Consider the following 15,807-nt stretch of genomic DNA (forward strand, 5'->3'; position numbering starts at 1 on the left):
GGCTTAGTTCCAGGAGTGCCGCGCGGGCAGCACATCGTTGAGATAGTAGTTGCCGATCAGGTGCGACTTCCAGCGCACCGGGTCATGAAGCGTGTGAGTACGCGCGTTGCGCCAATGACGATCCAGGTTATGGGCCGCGCGCGTGGCCGAGGAGCCGGCCAGCTCGAACAGTTTTTCACTGGCCTCGAGCGCAATGCGCGTGGTTAATACCTTGGCTTCGGCAACCGCCACCGAAGCGCGTGCGCTGAGCTCGGCGTCAAGCGTTCCTGAGGAGGCGATCGCATCCAGGGTACGGCCGGTCTCAAGCAGGACTTCGTGGGCGGCATGGAGGTCGATTTGCAGGCGGCCGACATCAGCGATGATGTACGGATCATCCACAGCATGCTCCAGCCCCGAATCGATCCACGGCCGGGCGCGTTCACGCACGAAAGTCATGGCATCAGCCACTGCCGCTTCGGCGATGCCCTGGTCGATCGCGGCCTGAATCAGTTGCGAAGTCGGACCGTATAGTCCGGGACGATCGGCGAGTTGCCAGATTGGAAGCACGTCTTGCGGGTCGATTGCGACCTGATCGAACACCACGCTGCCGCTGGCCGTGGTGCGTTGACCGAACGAACTCCAGTCGTCGATCACGCTGAGTCCCGGCGCGTCGCGAGGTACCCAGACCTGGACCGCGCGGCCCTCGTCGTCTGTCGCTCGAGTCGGCACGCGGTGCGCGAACAATGCACCCGTGGAGTAAAACCGGCGGCCGTCGAGGCGCAATCCATCGGGGGTCGTGCGCAGACGCGTGGTGCCCTGGAGGATGGTCGAGGACTCGGCTGAGCGGCGCTCCGGTCCGGCATTGCCCAGCCGTCGTCCAGCCAAGACCTCGTTGTACAGGCGCAGCTTCTGAGCGGGCGTGCCGATCTCGCGCAATACGCCCAGCACACCGAAATGATTCTGCGGAATCTGTCCCAACGCCGGATCGGCCGCGCACAGTATGACAAATACCTCGGCGAGGGTCGCAAGCGACACGTCGGCACCACCGTATTCGCGCGGTACCGTGATGGTGCCGAGGCCGCTTTCGGACCAGAGATCGAGTTCGGCCCAGGGTAGCAAACGTTCCCGATCCCGGCTCGCGGCCCCGGGCGCGAATTCATCGGCCAGACGGCGAGCCGCGTCCAGCGCCTGTGGGTCGTTGGAAATACCTTGGACGCGGTCCGGATCGGGAAGTTTGGGCAAGCGCAATTCAGCGCCTGCGATAGTACTGGTCGACATGATTGTTCCAGAGGGAAAGGTTGCTCGCAGGCTTTCGATATTTTGGAAATCGCAAAGCGCTACTGCCGAACACCGAAGCGGTGCGACCACCGCGAAGGGTAGCCACCGAAACGGATCCTTATCCTCAATTGGAACAGTGCCAATCTCACGGGCCTACTATCAAAATGGAAGTTGCTTATCAGCAATCGAGATTAGCCCGGCACGAGCACCAAGATGGCGTTTTCACGAAGCGTGACGCGCTGACGTAGATTTCCTGTGGGGACGTCGAAAGCGTGCGAGCGTCACGATCGACGCGGTGACCTCGCTGCGTTGGATAGAGGATAGACAGGCTTTCCCGGTGACGTGACGGACAAGCGTCACGGCTCATCCCGCCAGTCGCTCAAGGGAATTTCGGGGATAAAAACGAACAGATCCGCGACGTAGCCCATGTCAAAATAGCCCGCACGTGCGTACGCAGCGATGCACTCCAGCCGCTCCGAAGCGTGCAGTGCCGGCCCAACCTCCTGCTGTCCCGCCTTACTCGCACAGGCCGCTGCAGCAGGCCTTGACGGCCCGCGTCGCAGGATATTTCCGAGCCTTGCCCAAAGCCCAGTCTTTACGGCAAATTCCTTGTCCGGTGCCATGTGCTGCCCTCCGCTCATCCTGTAATCGCCGACCGGCTACCACACGGCGCGCTCGGCACCGCCGTCGATTCGCGCGCGACACGGGAGAGGGTGACGAGTAAGACGATTTAATCGTAGAACGCATGTCATGCGTCGCCAACGAACAATGCCTGCTTTGCTTATGGCTGCGCCACGATTGAGGCCTACCGGGCGGTTCAAGATGCGGGTTGCATAACGAACCAGGCCACTAAAGACACAGGGACTTGAAAACTCTTCGATGGGCATTGCCCCCACTGATCAGACCATCGGGCAATCGCAGCACGGACGAAAACACACCCGATTCTTAGCAAAGCAGAATTGCTTGCTTTGCGCCAGAATTCGATTCGCTTATCTTCGCGTCGGCTTCCTGAAAGAGTGGACGTCAAAAGACTACAAAGGCTCGTGGCGCTGCTGCGACTAAAGAAAATTACGTGGAGATTGAGATGAATTGGGTGCGTGGCATTTGTGCTTTCCTGCTTGTGCCGGTCGTGGCGGCGTCGGCATACGCGGCAGATCCCGCGAAAAATGAGATCCGCTTTGGCGCGACAGCGGGTCCTTATGCCGACCAGATTCGCTATGGCATAAAACCGGTGCTGGAGAAGGAAGGCTATAAGGTCACGATCATCGAATTCACCGACTATGTACAGCCCAATCTCGCCCTGGCGGACGGAGCGCTCGACGCCAATGCGTTTCAGCATGAGATTTACCTGAAGAAATTCTCCGATGATCATAATCTCAAGCTCTCCGAACTGATCAAGGTCCCGACCGCACCGATCGGCGCCTACAGCCACAGATTCAAAAGTCTTGCGGACGTGAAGGACGGCGCGACCGTATCGTTGCCCAATGATGTCACTAACCAGGCGCGTGCAATCGTGCTGCTTGAACAGATCGGCTGGGTCACGCTCAAACCGGGGACCAATCCGGTCACGTCATCCGAGCGAGACATAGCCACCAACCCGCATAAGCTCAAGCTGCTGCCACTTGACGCCGCGCAATTGCCCCGCTCCCTCGACGACGTAGATTACGCGTTCATCAATGGAAATTTCGCGCTGGCCGCCGGGCTGAAGCTTACCGACGCGTTGTTGCTCGAAAAGATTCCGCCTCACTACCTCAACCTCGTCGCCGTGCGTAGTAGCGACCTCGAAAAGCCGTACGTTCAGGACATCGCCAACGCTTACAAGTCTCCCGAGTTCAGGCGCGTGGTCGACGAGCGATTCAAGGGATTCACGCGCCCCGACTACCTGCGCTAAGCGCTCGCATGAGGATTTAAAAATCTGGTTCGTCAGTAAAAAGTGTGGGTGGATGGAGGCTCGGGAAGCTTGCCAAGTGCATGATAGAGCGCGATTTCTGTGGCTCGGAAGGTTCGGAAGCCGTACGCTTTTCTCATAGTGACTTTGGCCTTATTGTTCAGCCCCTCGATAACGCCGCTGGAGAACTGCTTTCTGGCACGGAAGTAGTTGAGGATCAGATCCCGGTGCGAGCGCACGGTCCGGGCAAACTTCTTCATCGGCTCGATGCGTGAGCGCATCACCTGCTTGCACCACTGGTCGAGGAACTTGCCCGCCCAGACAGGAGAGATGTAGTCCCAGAGTTGCTGGAATTCTTCTTTGAGCAGATAGGCACGTACGCTACGTAAGTTGTACTGGAGTAGGTCACGCAGGCGAACGCGTTGTTTGCCAGTAAGGTTCTCGCGTCGCGCAAGCAGGCACCAGCGGGATTTTTTGAGAACAGGCTCATAGCCATCACGCGACATGCGCCTGGCCTCATCGGCTCGCACCTCATCGATCGCTTTGTTCATCTTGGCAACGATGTGGAAACGGTCGAGGATATTCAGGGCGTTCGGGCAATGACGCGCTATCATTTCGAGATAGGGCTTCCACATGTCGGAACACACGAATTCGACCTTCTCGCACAGCGGCTTGCCGATCATCGCAAAGAACTTCGCGAAGCTCTCCTTAGTACGTTCCTGTCCGACCCAGAGCAGTCGCGTGCGGCCGGCCTCGATCTGGTAGACGAGCGTGAGGTACTGGTGCCCTCGGCCATACTGGATCTCGTCAACGCCGAAAGCGCGAATCGTCCCGAGCTCACGATGATTCAGCCCCCAGTCGACTACCCATTCCACGGCATTGAAGACCTTCTCCCAGCTGGTGCGGAAACTCAGCGCGGTTTCTTTCCACGACAGCTTACGAGCCCACTGGGCCAGAAAAAGCATGTATGCCTTGGTCAACGTATGCTTGCCGATAGCCCACGGTACCGTCTCAACCTTTACGCCACACCGACGGCAATCGACACGACGCATCGAATACAGCAGAATGACGGCAAAACCCCAGATTGGGATGAACTCGAAGCGACGTTCTCCGAGCGTATCGTAGCCGCTTGCGCGCTCGTTGCAGCACGAACAAACTGGTTTGGATCCCTTACGTGGGCGCACGTCAATCTCAATGGTCTGCGTCCTGTCGCACAGCCGCGCCCCTTCATAAACGAAACCGGGGAAATGATGACAGGAATTGAGCAAGCGGGTCAAAAGCATGGCTAGCAAGCGAAAAATCGTCGGTAATACCGCCATTGTCACACCCGAATCAAGCGCTCTTGAACGACTCGTTCCCGACCTGCAAAACTGGCCCAAGTCTTGGAGCTTTGAGCAACAGGACATTCCGTTCGGACAGGATCTCGTCAAGATATTCACACCGTATCTCCTGCATCTTCTGGACAGCGGTTACAGCCGAAAAACCCTGCACCAGCATCGGGACTTCATCTGGATGCTCGGTGGTCGTCTCGTTGAAGAGCGGCAGCTTTACCGCGAACTCAGGAGGCTGGACGCCCGCTCAATACTGTTACGGTATATCGACGAGCAAGACGGTGGCCCACTCCTGGATGACCGCTCTGAGCGCGAGCAAGGCCTCTTCGATGCCACCTGCCGAAAGCTATGTTGTTTCCTCAACGCCGCCTGAATCCATCGATTTCACCCACAGATTCCCCCGACGATCCAAAAATCTTAAATCGCCCGGCAGTCGTACTTTTTTCGGTACTTGGCAACGCGCTCAAAATGATGAATATCTGCCGATAGCTCGTCGAGTATCTGCTTGGCATTCAATATTTTCAAATAAGCCGCCCTTGCGCAGCTTTCCTCAAATACTTACACCTCCTCGCGATAACGACATTCCGATTTGTTGGTTCACCTTCGCCTTTTCCGCTGATAGTGTATGCGGCCTCCAGGGAAGCACTCCTCAAGCGAATCATTCGAACACGCAGTCACACAGAGGGAATAACGGTGTCCATACAGTTGAAAACGTCCGCATGGGGCATGCTCGGGCGTAGCGTGATGATCGTCGCCCTGCTAAGTCAGGGAATATTGGCTCATGCACAAACTCCCAAACGCGGAGGCACGCTGACCGTCATCGCGCAGCCCGAGCCTGTCATCCTGACGGCAGCGCTAAGCACATCGTCACCCACCGGAACCTTTAGCACCAATGTATTCGATGGCTTGATCGAATACGACAACGACTTTCACCTGAAACCCGGCCTCGCGGAAAAATGGGACCTGTCGAAAGACGGCAAGACCCTGACGCTCAATCTGCGTCACGGAGTGAAGTGGCATGACGGCCAGCCATTCACATCCGCTGACGTCAAATGGACCCTTGAGAACGTCTGGAAAAAATACCATCCGCGTAACCAGGCTCTGTTTGCGAACGCAAATCAGGTCGATACCCCCGACGACTACACCGTCGTCATCCACTTCTCCAAACCTTCGCTCGCGGTACTGAGTTCGCTCAACAGCAATGGCGCACAAGTGCTTCCAAAGCACTTGTATGAAGGCACGGACATTCTCAACAATCCCTACAACAACAAGCCGGTTGGTACGGGTCCGTTCATCTTCAAGCAATGGGTGAAGGGCAACTACATCCTGCTCGAACGTAATCCGGACTACTGGGACAAGGGCAAGCCCTATCTGGATAAAGTGATCTATCGCGTGATTCCGGACGGCGGCGCGCGCACCGCCGCGCTTGAAAAGGGAGACGTGCAATATGCGTCGTTGAGCCCGGTGCCGGCCCGTGATGCGCAACGTCTGGCGAAGCTGCCCACCCTGCGCATCCAGACCAAGGGCTACGAATGGCTCTCACCCTGGCTGTTCCTCGATACCAATGTCGAGCGTCCCTACCTGAAGGACGTGCGGGTACGCGAAGCACTCTACCGTGCGATCGATCGCGATGCGTACATCCGCGTGGTCTGGTCCGGATTCGGCAAAGCGGCAGTCAGCCCAGTGGTCTCCACGTTGACGGAGTTCTTCGAACCAAACGTGCCGAAGTATCCGTATGACGTGAAGCAGGCTAACGCGTTGCTCGATGCAGCGGGTTACAAGGCCGGTCCGGACGGTACGCGCTTCAAGATCGTTATCGACTATCTGCCTTATGGCGACGAGTTTCGACGCAGCGCCGAGTTCATCAAGCAGGCGTTCAAGAAAGTCGGCGTGGATGCGGAGATTCGTAACCAGGACGTTCCCACCTACACGCACCGCATTTACGGCGACCGCGATTTCGATGTGACTATCCAGTGGTATGCGGGCTTTTCAGACCCGCAAGTCGGGGTAACGCGTAATTACCAGTCGGACAGCATCGGCAAGAATATTCCTTTCAGCAACGGTCCGGGCTATCGCAACGCGAAGGTCGACCAGCTGATTCGCGATGCCCAGGGTTCCGGCGACCAAGCTGAACGCGTGAAACTGTTCAAGGAGTTCCAGCGTCAGGTTCAAACCGATCTGCCTTCGTTGCCACTGCTCGAAATGCACTTCTTCACGCTCGAAGCATCCGATCTCCACGATACAGTGAGCGGTGTCGACCAGGTGTACGGCTCGTTCAAGAACTTCTGGTACACCGATCCTTCAAAACATGAGTGACTCTGACGCGACTCGCCCATCGCGGTTTCATTCCTCGATTGTGTCGAGATGGCTCAGGAAGCTGTGGCAGCTCGCCGGTATCGTTCTCGGTGTGGCGATCGTCAACTTCTTTTTGTTACGCCTCGCGCCGGGTGACGCGGTTCAGGTCATCGCCGGTGAGGCCGGATCGGCATCGCCTGAATACATTGCCGCCTTGAGGCAGCAATTCGGCCTCGACCAGCCGCTCTATGTTCAGTTCGCCAAGTACCTCGGCCACCTGGCGCACTTCGACCTGGGCTATTCGTATCGACAAGGTATGTCGGTCGCGCATCTGATAGGCACCCGGCTGCCGGCCACGTTGCTGCTGATGGGCAGCGCCGTGCTGCTGGCCGCCGTGATCGGCGTCACGCTGGGCGCTCTGGCCGCTTACCACGCGGGTCGCTTCGTCGATATATTGGTGTCCACGCTCGCATTGCTGTGCTTCGCGACACCTCTGTTCTGGGTCGGCATGATGCTGGTCGTTGTATTTTCCGTCTGGCTCGACTGGCTGCCGGTCGACGGCATGGCAACGGTCTCGTCGGGGTTGACCGGCCTCGCCTACCTGGTCGACGTTCTCCGTCATCTGATTCTTCCGAGCGTCACGCTTGCACTCTTCTACGTGGCGATTTATACCCGGCTGATTCGGGCAAGCGTGATCGACGTGAGACGGCAGGCTTACGTGAGGACAGCGGTTGCACGCGGTGTACGGCCGGCGCGGCTGTTTCGCGTGCATGTACTGAGAAACGCGCTGATTCCATTCGTCACAATGCTCGGCATGCAGATCGGCTCGATCATCGGCGGCGCGGTGGTCGTTGAGACCGTGTTCTCATGGCCGGGGCTTGGAAGGCTCGCTTTTGACACGCTGGTACAGCGCGACTTGAACGTGCTCCTCGGCATTCTCCTGTGCAGTTCCATCCTGGTCGTCCTGATCAACTGGGCCACTGATTTCGTCAATCGTCGACTTGACCCCCGGATCGCGAAAGACTGACATGTCCAGCTCAATCGAACCAATCACCCCTCGCCCTGCCGCGGTTTCATACGAACGGCGTTCGTGGTTGATGCGCCTGCTGCGCTCGCCGTCCTGCGTGATCGGTGGTGGCCTGCTGCTGGCCATTCTTGTCATGGCGGCGACAGCAGGTTGGCTTTGCCCTGGCGATCCGCTCGAACTCGTGGCCGAGCCCTTTTTGCGTCCCGGGCAGGATCCCGCGTACCTGCTCGGCACCGATATGCTCGGGCGCAATATTCTTGCGGGCATTGTCCACGGCTCACGGGCTTCGCTCTTGATCGCGAGTGTCGCGACCCTGATCGCAGCGGCGCTCGGCATCGCGGGGGGACTAGCGGGCGGTTATTTTGGCGGGCGCGTCGACCGCGAGATCAGCCGCATCACCGTGTTTTTCCAGACCATGCCCCCTTTCCTGTTCGCGCTCGCCATCGTGGCTATCGTGCGGCCCTCCGTGGCGACCATTGCGATCGCGATCGGTATCACGTCATGGCCGAATCTCGCGCGCCTCGTCAGGTCCGAGGCGCAGAAGCTGCGTCATAGCGAGATGGTTCAGGCGAGCATTGCGCTCGGCGCGAGCGACTGGCGCATCATTATCCGCGATATCCTTCCGAATACGCTCACGCCAATATTGGTGTCGACATCGCTGCTGGTCGCAACCGCGATCCTCACCGAATCCGCCCTGGCGTTCCTGGGACTCGGCGATCCGAACGTGGCGAGTTGGGGCAATATGGTGGGCTCGGGGCGCGAAGTGTTGCGCACGGACTGGTATATCGCCACGCTTCCCGGACTGGCTATCGTGGTAACAGTGCTGGCGCTCAATCTTCTTAGCGACGGGCTGGCGAAAGTACTCGACCCGCGCGGAAACGACTAATGGCAACGACCGATTTTCTGAGGATACTGACATGAGCCGCATCGACAACATCGGCAAACAAGGACTTGAAGGACGCGCGCTCGAAGTGTTCGAGATTGTCGAGCGTGACTACGGTGCATTCGGCAACATGCTTGGCGTGCTCGCCCATCGTCCGGCGTCCATCGAGCATATTTATGGACTGCTGCTGCAGTCGGCCAAAGACGCGCTGATTACGCGACGGCACCTGGAAATCGTGCTCGTGACGGCGTCGCGCGAAAATCAGTGCCAATACTGCGTCTCGCATCACGCGCCGAAACTGGGCGCTCTGGGTATCGACACCCATACTGTCGAGAACATTCTCGACCCCGACGTACCCGGGCTCGATCCGGTGGAACGGCTGGTTCGCGACTATGCGTCAGCAGTCACGCGGCAGCGCGTGACGGACCGGCTGGTCGAACGCCTGCGCGAGCACTTTTCTCAAGAACAGGTCGTCGAGCTAACCTTGCGGGCTTCACTCTGCGCATTCTTCGCACGATTCAATGAAGCGCTGGAAATTGAAGTGGAAGAAGATGTGGCAGGCGCTCCTGCTCACTGAGTTGATCAAACAATGACGCCGTCCCGCGCGCGCTCCAATGCGCGCCGATGCCCGGGCGCCGAGGCGATCAGGGAACGCGTGTAGGCGTGCGCGGGGCGGGACCAGATAGCATCGTGATCGCCGCTTTCTACAATGCGGCCAGCTTGCATGACCAGCACCCGGTCCGCTATATACCGAACCACGGCAAGATCATGCGAGATGAACAACATCGACAGATTGAACTCGGCTTTCAGGTCGACCAGCAGGTTCAGTATTTGCGCCTGAATCGATACATCGAGTGCCGACACGGGTTCGTCACAAATAAGCATGGCCGGCTTTAGCACCAGCGCTCTTGCAATGCCAATGCGCTGCCGCTGGCCACCCGAAAACTCGTGCGGATAGCGGTGCCGCGCGTCGGCCGGCAATCCAACGGCATCGAGTATGTGGTTTATTCTTGCCCGTCTTTCACTCCTGGACAGGCCGCCCTGCACGGTCAACGCAAACTGCAAGATCTGATCTACCGTTTGCCGAGGATTCAGCGATGCAAACGGATCCTGGAAGATCATCTGCAGGTGCCGCCTGTGGGGCAGCAACGCTTTGCGCGACAGGCTCGAGATATCCTGTCCGTTCAACAGAATGCGACCGGATGCGGAATCGACGAGCCGCATGATCGTGCGCGACAGCGAGGTTTTTCCGCAACCTGATTCGCCCACGAGCCCCACCGTCTCCGCGCGGTTGACCGTGAGGCTGACATCACGGACAGCGTGCCGCGGACCCTCGGCAGTCTGGTAGATTGTGTTCACGTGGTCGATGACAAGCATGGGCGTTGCATCGGCGGAACTCACCTGGTTTTCAGGCTTTGCAGGTGGCGTTTCGAGTGAGAATGCCAGTTCGCCTTTCGGCGTCTCTTTCACCCGCACCTCCGCGAGCCGCGACGTCCGGTAATGGCGATCCGCCCCAAGGTGCAGCGACGCGCCCAGCAAGCCGCGCGAGTAGGCATGCCTCGGCTTCGCTGTAAACGCCCGCGTGGTTTGCTGCTCCATCTCGCGGCCGCGGTACATCACGACCACGCGATCCGCCCAGTCCGCGACCACACCAAGATCATGAGTGATCAGCAGCAAGCCCATCGACAAATCGCGTCGCAGCCTGTCCAGCAGCGCCAGGATGTCGGCCTGGATAGTGACATCCAGCGCCGTGGTGGGTTCATCGGCAACGAGCAACTTAGGCTCGCATGCGATTGCGGCGGCGATCATCACGCGTTGACGCTGACCGCCGGAAAACTGATGAGGGTAGTCGTCTATGCGCCTCGCGGGCTCGGCAATCTGCACGAGATCGAGAAGTTCGAGCGTCCGCGCGCGAGCGGCCCGCCTGGACATTCCGAGGTGCAGCCGCAATGCCTCGCCAATCTGATCGCCAATCTTCAGGACCGGGTTGAGGGACGTCGTCGGCTCCTGGAAGATCATCGATATCCGATGACCTCGTATGGCGCTCAAGCGCGACTCCGATAGGGCCAGCAGGTCGACGCCATCGAAATGCACTTCACCGTGGACGCGGGCTGCGGGAGGAAGCAGGCGCAGTAACGCCATTGCCGTCGTGGATTTTCCACAGCCAGACTCGCCGACCAATGCGAGGACCTCCCCGGCTTCAATGTGCAAGTCGAGAGCGGTGACCGCGCGATGCGTGCCGTAGGACACGTTGAGGTTACGAACGTCCAGAAGACGCGGTGTGACAGCAGGAGGCATTGATGAAGGGCGGCGGGTAAGAAGGTGCGAAGGTGTGATCCGGCTTTCGCGGACGTTCGAAAATAGCAGAACCGTACCGTCCAGCAAACCAACAATGTCAGCTATCAATTGGCATTTTCCTGTGCTTGGCACAAGTGCGTTTCGTATGCAGCGCCTCCCATAACACGTGCAGATATAAGCAAATCGTCCATCACGATTTGCGATCGGATTGACGAGCCCTAAACTTCATCCTTTCACTTTTCGCGAAACCATCCTGTGACCAGACCGATCCGGCTCAATGCCTTCCTGATGAACTGCGTCGGACATCTTGCGCCGGGGCAATGGACCGCCGCGGGAGATCGCGCCGTCGATTATCTAAGCCCGGTGTACTGGACCGACCTCGCGCGTCTGTTGGAGCAAGGACTTTTCGAAGGGGTATTCCTGGGCGATGTCCTCGGCGCCTACGACGTTTACGGCTCGAGCGCCGATGCAGCACTGCGTCACGCGGCGCAGGTTCCGATGAACGATCCACTGGCCGTCATTCCGCTCATGTCCCAGGTAACGGAGCATCTGTGCTTCGGGGTGACGTGTTCGCTTTCTTATGAGCATCCGTACACTTTTGCCCGCCGCATGAGCACGCTGGATCACTTGACGAACGGGCGCATCGGCTGGAACATCGTCACAGGTTATCTGGACAGCGCCGCCCGCAATATCGGCCTCGACCAGCAGTTGTCCCATGACGAACGATACGATCTCGCCGACGAATACATGGAGGTCTGCTACAAACTGTGGGAAGGGAGCTGGGAAGACGGGGCGGTGGTGCGCGACCGCGAGCGCGGCATCTATACCGATCCATCGAAGGTACATGGAATCGCTCACGAGGGCCGTTACTTCAAGGTTCCCGGCTTCCATATGTGCGAGCCCTCAGTGCAACGCACGCCGGTGCTGTTTCAGGCAGGCAGCTCTGGTCGCGGCAAGCAATTCGCCGCGCAACACGCCGAATGCGTATTCGTCGCAGCACCAACGCGTGGCATCGTAAAGCGCAACGTGGCGGATATCCGCGCGGCAGCGAGCGCAAATGGTCGCGACGCCAACAAGCAAGTGCTGATCTTCGCGATGTTCACGGTTGTGCTTGGCCGCACGCAGGAAGAGGCGCTTGCCAAGTTTCAGGAATACCAGCGGCACGCGAGCACCGAAGGCGCGGCTGCGCTGCTGTCAGGATGGACCGGAATCGACCTATCGACTTATCAACCGGAAGACGAGCTAACTTACGTTGACACCAACGCCGGCCGTTCCGCACTCGCTTCGTTTTCATCGGCGGATCCGTCGCGGGTATGGACCGTCGCTGAAGCCGTTGAGTACGTGTCCATAGGCGGACGTGGACCTGTCATTACTGGAACGCCGCAACAGGTCGCCGACGAGATGCAGGCCTGGATGGACGAGACTGATCTTGACGGTTTTAACCTAACCTATGTCTCGGCGCACCGCACCTTTCAGGACGTAGTGGAGTTACTCGTGCCTGAGTTGCAACGGCGCGGTGTTTATCGGGAGCACTACGAGCAAGGGTCCTATCGGGAAAAACTGTTCGAGACTGAAGCGCGCTTGCCTACGAATCATCCTGGCGCTCAGCATAGAAAAGTCACTACGACCCAGTCTTGATTACCGGCCCTATCCGGAATTTCCGAGCACCATCGCTAGCGCGTGCTTCAGCGAATCCGGGACTGTACATTGCTGACGAATTCCCGTTGTCCCGTCGCCGTCTCACCCGCATTTTTCGTGGGTCAACAGGCGAAAGAATCGGCGACTATCAAACGCGGCAGCATGTTGCACGTGCAGCAGAACTTCCAGGCGTGTCAGGCACCCCGGGCGCTGGCTGCATCGATGGCGGTCGGCGTCGTGTCCGCCTCCTGTCTGGCCCGGCTTTTTATCAAGCGCGGCCAGCCGCTTCCAAAAAGTTTCAAGCCTTGGCGCCCACCGCCCTTTACGCTTGGTGCACCAGTGGGGTAAATCGCAGCAAAACTGTTGTGGTGTGCAGTCGTCGGGCTCGGCTGTGAACCCGACGTACTCGTGCAAGATGCAAAAGCAGCGCGGTAAGGCAGCCGCCGGATGCATCATCAAGCACGTGCCCCAGCACCCTGCCTCCAGGCCTTGATCAGTTCTGAAGCAGGCTCAGGTAACTGCCGCTCGGATACGCGGTGTTCAGCCACGTCGCCAGGCGATTTACCTGGGTTTTATCAATTCCCTCTCCTTGCATCAGGGGGATCTGATTCCACGTCCAGGTGGGAAAATTCTCGACCGTGCCACCGGACATTGTCCCGTGAACATAGTCGATCGCGCATAAGCTCCTCATGCTCCAATAGCAGGTCGTCTCGCCAGGCACAGCATTCGTCTGCCCTTCGCGCTGCCACGCGTTAATGTTGAAGCTGGTTGTGGTATCCATCCAGTTCGACAGGAACGCGCCGACAACCGCCTGCTCCGTCGCCAGGCTCGTGCCTTTCCAAACACCGGTCTGGCCGCCATTCCATACATCGAGAGGGCTGGAATCGCGAATCGTCCAGCCACGGTCGACGTTGGTGACCCCCACGCCGTTATCCATTTCCTGGGCGCCCTTCAAGACATACAGGAAGTTCCTGATCGGCTCGGCCCTGCCGCTGCTCTGATACAGGTTGTTGAGCAGGCCATACGCGTATTGCCAGTCCGTCGGCAAATGCACGTTGTGCGCGCCCGATCCAGGGTTCAGCAGGATCTGCAGGTAATACCATTGATTGGCCTTCACATAGTGGCCAACGGCACTACCGAACATGCTGTTATTGGGCGGAAAATTTTGTATATGCGGGGAGACATTGAATATGAATCGCCAATATCCGCACCAGCCCCGTGCTTCGGCTTTCGGCGCCTGCTCTTCATTAACCCATGCGACCGGGCAATTTGTCTCCAGCGAGTAGTCCTGGGCGAGTTCCCAGGACTTCAAAAGCTGCCATTGCACCGTCCCGTAGAGATTCTCTTGTTGAGGAATCGTATAACTTCCGGACACGCCCGCATTCGGCGGTGCGAAATCTTCGCCAAGTGCGACGCCCCAGTAATAAAGGTCGTTAAATATATCGCCCGTCTTGCCTTGAGCGTAGGGCGTCCCGCCCGTGGCAAGCTGGGTCTTCATATTGTATGTTCCGTTCCCGGTGCCCTCTCCCGCGTATAACTTGTTTAGATTGCTGTTGGTGAAATAGTCGCCCCACGCATCTTTCGGATGGATATGCGGGACCCAGTGATTCCAATCGGGCAACTGAAAACCAATGGGTATTTCCCTGATATTGATTTGCCCTTTGGTCGCTATGGCGGCTTTATTTACGCCGCTGGGGAAGATCGCGGCGAGCGTGTCCAGGTCGTTCTCGGACACCGCATCTACGCCGGCCCCGCACGTCCAGTCGCTGACCGGAGCACTGTCCAGGCCAGGGCCCGGTTGATAAGGCGGGTTCCACGGCCTGCAATTGACGCCCGGTGTTGGGTATCGGCTAGCCAGGCTGCGAATGTAGCTGGCAATTTGCACGCCCTGGTTTTGAGTCAAACCGTGGTATTCACTCCGAACAACAATGGAGTTATTCGAATAGTTGAATTTGAACAAGTCGCTTCCGCTGGCGGCGTGACAGTCCATGCAATGAGCCTTGAGTTGCTGGCCGGCGTTGATGGGCGACTCTATCAGCGTAGCGCTTTGCCACAATGCCTGGCCGGCGCTGATATCACTCGCTCCCGGAAGCGGCGCGGTCCATTGGGTTGGATCGTCTTGAGTAAAGTTGGTGCTCGGGATTAAATTTTGCCCCGACACATCCTGCAAATTAAACGATAAAACCCGATAACCGGAACTGACGCCATCGGTTGTGTTGAATCGAAAATTAATAACGTTGCTGCCATTGACGGCGCCGGAGACGGGCACATTCAAGCTAATGGTGTCGTAGCCGCCTCCTATGCCGCCATACAATTTAGCATTACCAAGTACCGTGACGTTTGCGTTGGTTAAATCGATCCAGGTTCCGCCATTGATCTGAACGGAACCTTTAGCATCGTACGATAAATTGTTGACCTTCATGGTCAGGACTTTAGCCGACGCACCGGCTGGAATAGTAAGCGTCGTGCTAACGATCTTGCCGCTGGCGGCGCTCATCACTTCGAGAGGCATGATGATGGCGCCTGACGTTGATGTGCCGGCATTGGTGGGAGAGGTCTGCCCAAGGTTGGATCCGCCCGAAGATATTGGAGACGAAGCAGGGTTACTTGAGTTGGCTGAACCCGGCGAAGCGCCCGCCGGTGCGCTGGCAGAAGATGGGCTACTTGCCGAGCCGGAAACGCCGTTGGGTTGACCCGACGTACCGGTGTCACCGCTCCCTCCGCCGCCGCCGCACGCGCTCAGGATGACGCTGCTGATCACAAGAAACATCGAAACTTTATCGAGTTTTATCATCGTTTATTTCGGTGTGGGAAGATAAAAACCCCCGGCCTGAAAAGGCGGGAGTCCAGCATTTTTAGCTACAGCGCTATTTCTGCAGAAGGCAGCGCTTTGCATGAAATGACAGTGGTGTTGCCGGCATAAACCTGGACGGGGACGCGCCCGCTACTTGGCGCAAGCTCGTCGGGCGGGTAATGTTTTTCGCTCGAGACGGCCCCATACCGGCGCGCTGTGCGGGTTTCATCAGAACGGGCAATGTCGCTAAGCCGACTGCGAATCCAATTAAGCTCGTATCGAGGAGCTTATGAAAATTGCTGGATATATTGTCTGAAGAATTAATCGGGTGACGCCTGAATTTGAATTGTGACTTCGGCTCACCGAGCTTGAGCATTCGTTTTCGTCTCCGCGCCA

At 58.1% G+C, this 15,807-nt stretch carries 12 protein-coding genes; 7 read left to right on the plus strand and 5 right to left on the minus strand.

Annotation, left to right across the window (positions count from 1 at the left end):
• Nucleotides 1-3: 3 nt before the first annotated feature.
• Together ACSQ36_RS31720 and ACSQ36_RS31725 are read right to left on the minus strand one after the other, a co-directional pair.
• Nucleotides 4-1,257: an SfnB family sulfur acquisition oxidoreductase gene (locus tag ACSQ36_RS31720; RefSeq protein WP_436185106.1), complete on the minus strand. Its 1,254-nt coding sequence runs from the start codon at nucleotides 1,255-1,257 to the stop codon at nucleotides 4-6.
• Nucleotides 1,258-1,613: 356 nt separating this feature from the next.
• Entirely contained in the window at nucleotides 1,614-1,880 is a 267-nt protein-coding gene (locus ACSQ36_RS31725; protein WP_436185107.1) for a hypothetical protein, read from the minus strand.
• A gap of 461 nt (nucleotides 1,881-2,341) precedes the next feature.
• Here ACSQ36_RS31725 and ACSQ36_RS31730 point away from each other — a divergent pair, with 461 nt between their 5' ends.
• Nucleotides 2,342-3,148, plus strand: coding sequence for a MetQ/NlpA family ABC transporter substrate-binding protein (locus tag ACSQ36_RS31730; RefSeq protein WP_436185108.1), 807 nt, complete (start codon nucleotides 2,342-2,344; stop codon nucleotides 3,146-3,148).
• A gap of 32 nt (nucleotides 3,149-3,180) precedes the next feature.
• Here the strand turns inward: ACSQ36_RS31730 and ACSQ36_RS31735 are convergent, their stop codons facing one another.
• Entirely contained in the window at nucleotides 3,181-4,428 is a 1,248-nt protein-coding gene (locus ACSQ36_RS31735) for an ISL3 family transposase (protein WP_436181453.1), read from the minus strand.
• On the opposite strand from ACSQ36_RS31735, the gene ACSQ36_RS31740 reads away from it, so the two are divergent.
• The 5 genes from ACSQ36_RS31740 (at nucleotide 4,427) to ACSQ36_RS31760 (ending at nucleotide 9,258) form a co-directional block, all read left to right on the plus strand.
• Entirely contained in the window at nucleotides 4,427-4,849 is a 423-nt protein-coding gene (locus ACSQ36_RS31740) for a hypothetical protein (RefSeq protein WP_436181452.1), read from the plus strand. The genes ACSQ36_RS31735 and ACSQ36_RS31740 overlap by 2 nt on opposite strands.
• A 332-nt stretch (nucleotides 4,850-5,181) precedes the next feature.
• Entirely contained in the window at nucleotides 5,182-6,792 is a 1,611-nt protein-coding gene (locus ACSQ36_RS31745) for an ABC transporter substrate-binding protein (RefSeq protein WP_346730476.1), read from the plus strand.
• The gene (locus ACSQ36_RS31750; RefSeq protein WP_436185109.1) at nucleotides 6,785-7,798 is read left to right on the plus strand and encodes an ABC transporter permease; all 1,014 of its coding nucleotides are present in this window, start codon (nucleotides 6,785-6,787) and stop codon (nucleotides 7,796-7,798) included. Before ACSQ36_RS31745 ends, ACSQ36_RS31750 begins: the two co-directional genes overlap by 8 nt.
• Nucleotide 7,799: 1 nt before the next feature.
• Entirely contained in the window at nucleotides 7,800-8,684 is an 885-nt protein-coding gene (locus tag ACSQ36_RS31755) for an ABC transporter permease (protein WP_213763708.1), read from the plus strand.
• 31 nt (nucleotides 8,685-8,715) lie between these two features.
• Nucleotides 8,716-9,258, plus strand: coding sequence for a carboxymuconolactone decarboxylase family protein (locus tag ACSQ36_RS31760; protein WP_436185110.1), 543 nt, complete (start codon nucleotides 8,716-8,718; stop codon nucleotides 9,256-9,258).
• A 5-nt stretch (nucleotides 9,259-9,263) separates the two neighbouring features.
• Here the strand turns inward: ACSQ36_RS31760 and ACSQ36_RS31765 are convergent, their stop codons facing one another.
• On the minus strand, nucleotides 9,264-10,979 hold the full coding sequence (locus tag ACSQ36_RS31765) for an ABC transporter ATP-binding protein (protein WP_436186427.1): 1,716 nt from the start codon (nucleotides 10,977-10,979) through the stop codon (nucleotides 9,264-9,266).
• Nucleotides 10,980-11,234: 255 nt separating this feature from the next.
• Here ACSQ36_RS31765 and ACSQ36_RS31770 point away from each other — a divergent pair, with 255 nt between their 5' ends.
• Nucleotides 11,235-12,617, plus strand: coding sequence for an LLM class flavin-dependent oxidoreductase (locus ACSQ36_RS31770; RefSeq protein WP_436185111.1), 1,383 nt, complete (start codon nucleotides 11,235-11,237; stop codon nucleotides 12,615-12,617).
• Nucleotides 12,618-13,110: 493 nt separating this feature from the next.
• On the opposite strand, the gene ACSQ36_RS31775 is transcribed toward ACSQ36_RS31770, so the two are convergent.
• Nucleotides 13,111-15,411 (minus strand): hypothetical protein, encoded by a 2,301-nt coding sequence (locus ACSQ36_RS31775; protein ID WP_436185112.1) that lies wholly within the window; start codon nucleotides 15,409-15,411, stop codon nucleotides 13,111-13,113.
• Between the last annotated feature and the right edge of the window lie 396 nt (nucleotides 15,412-15,807).

This window comes from Caballeronia sp. LjRoot34 (assembly GCF_964253815.1).
GTDB lineage: Bacteria > Pseudomonadota > Gammaproteobacteria > Burkholderiales > Burkholderiaceae > Caballeronia.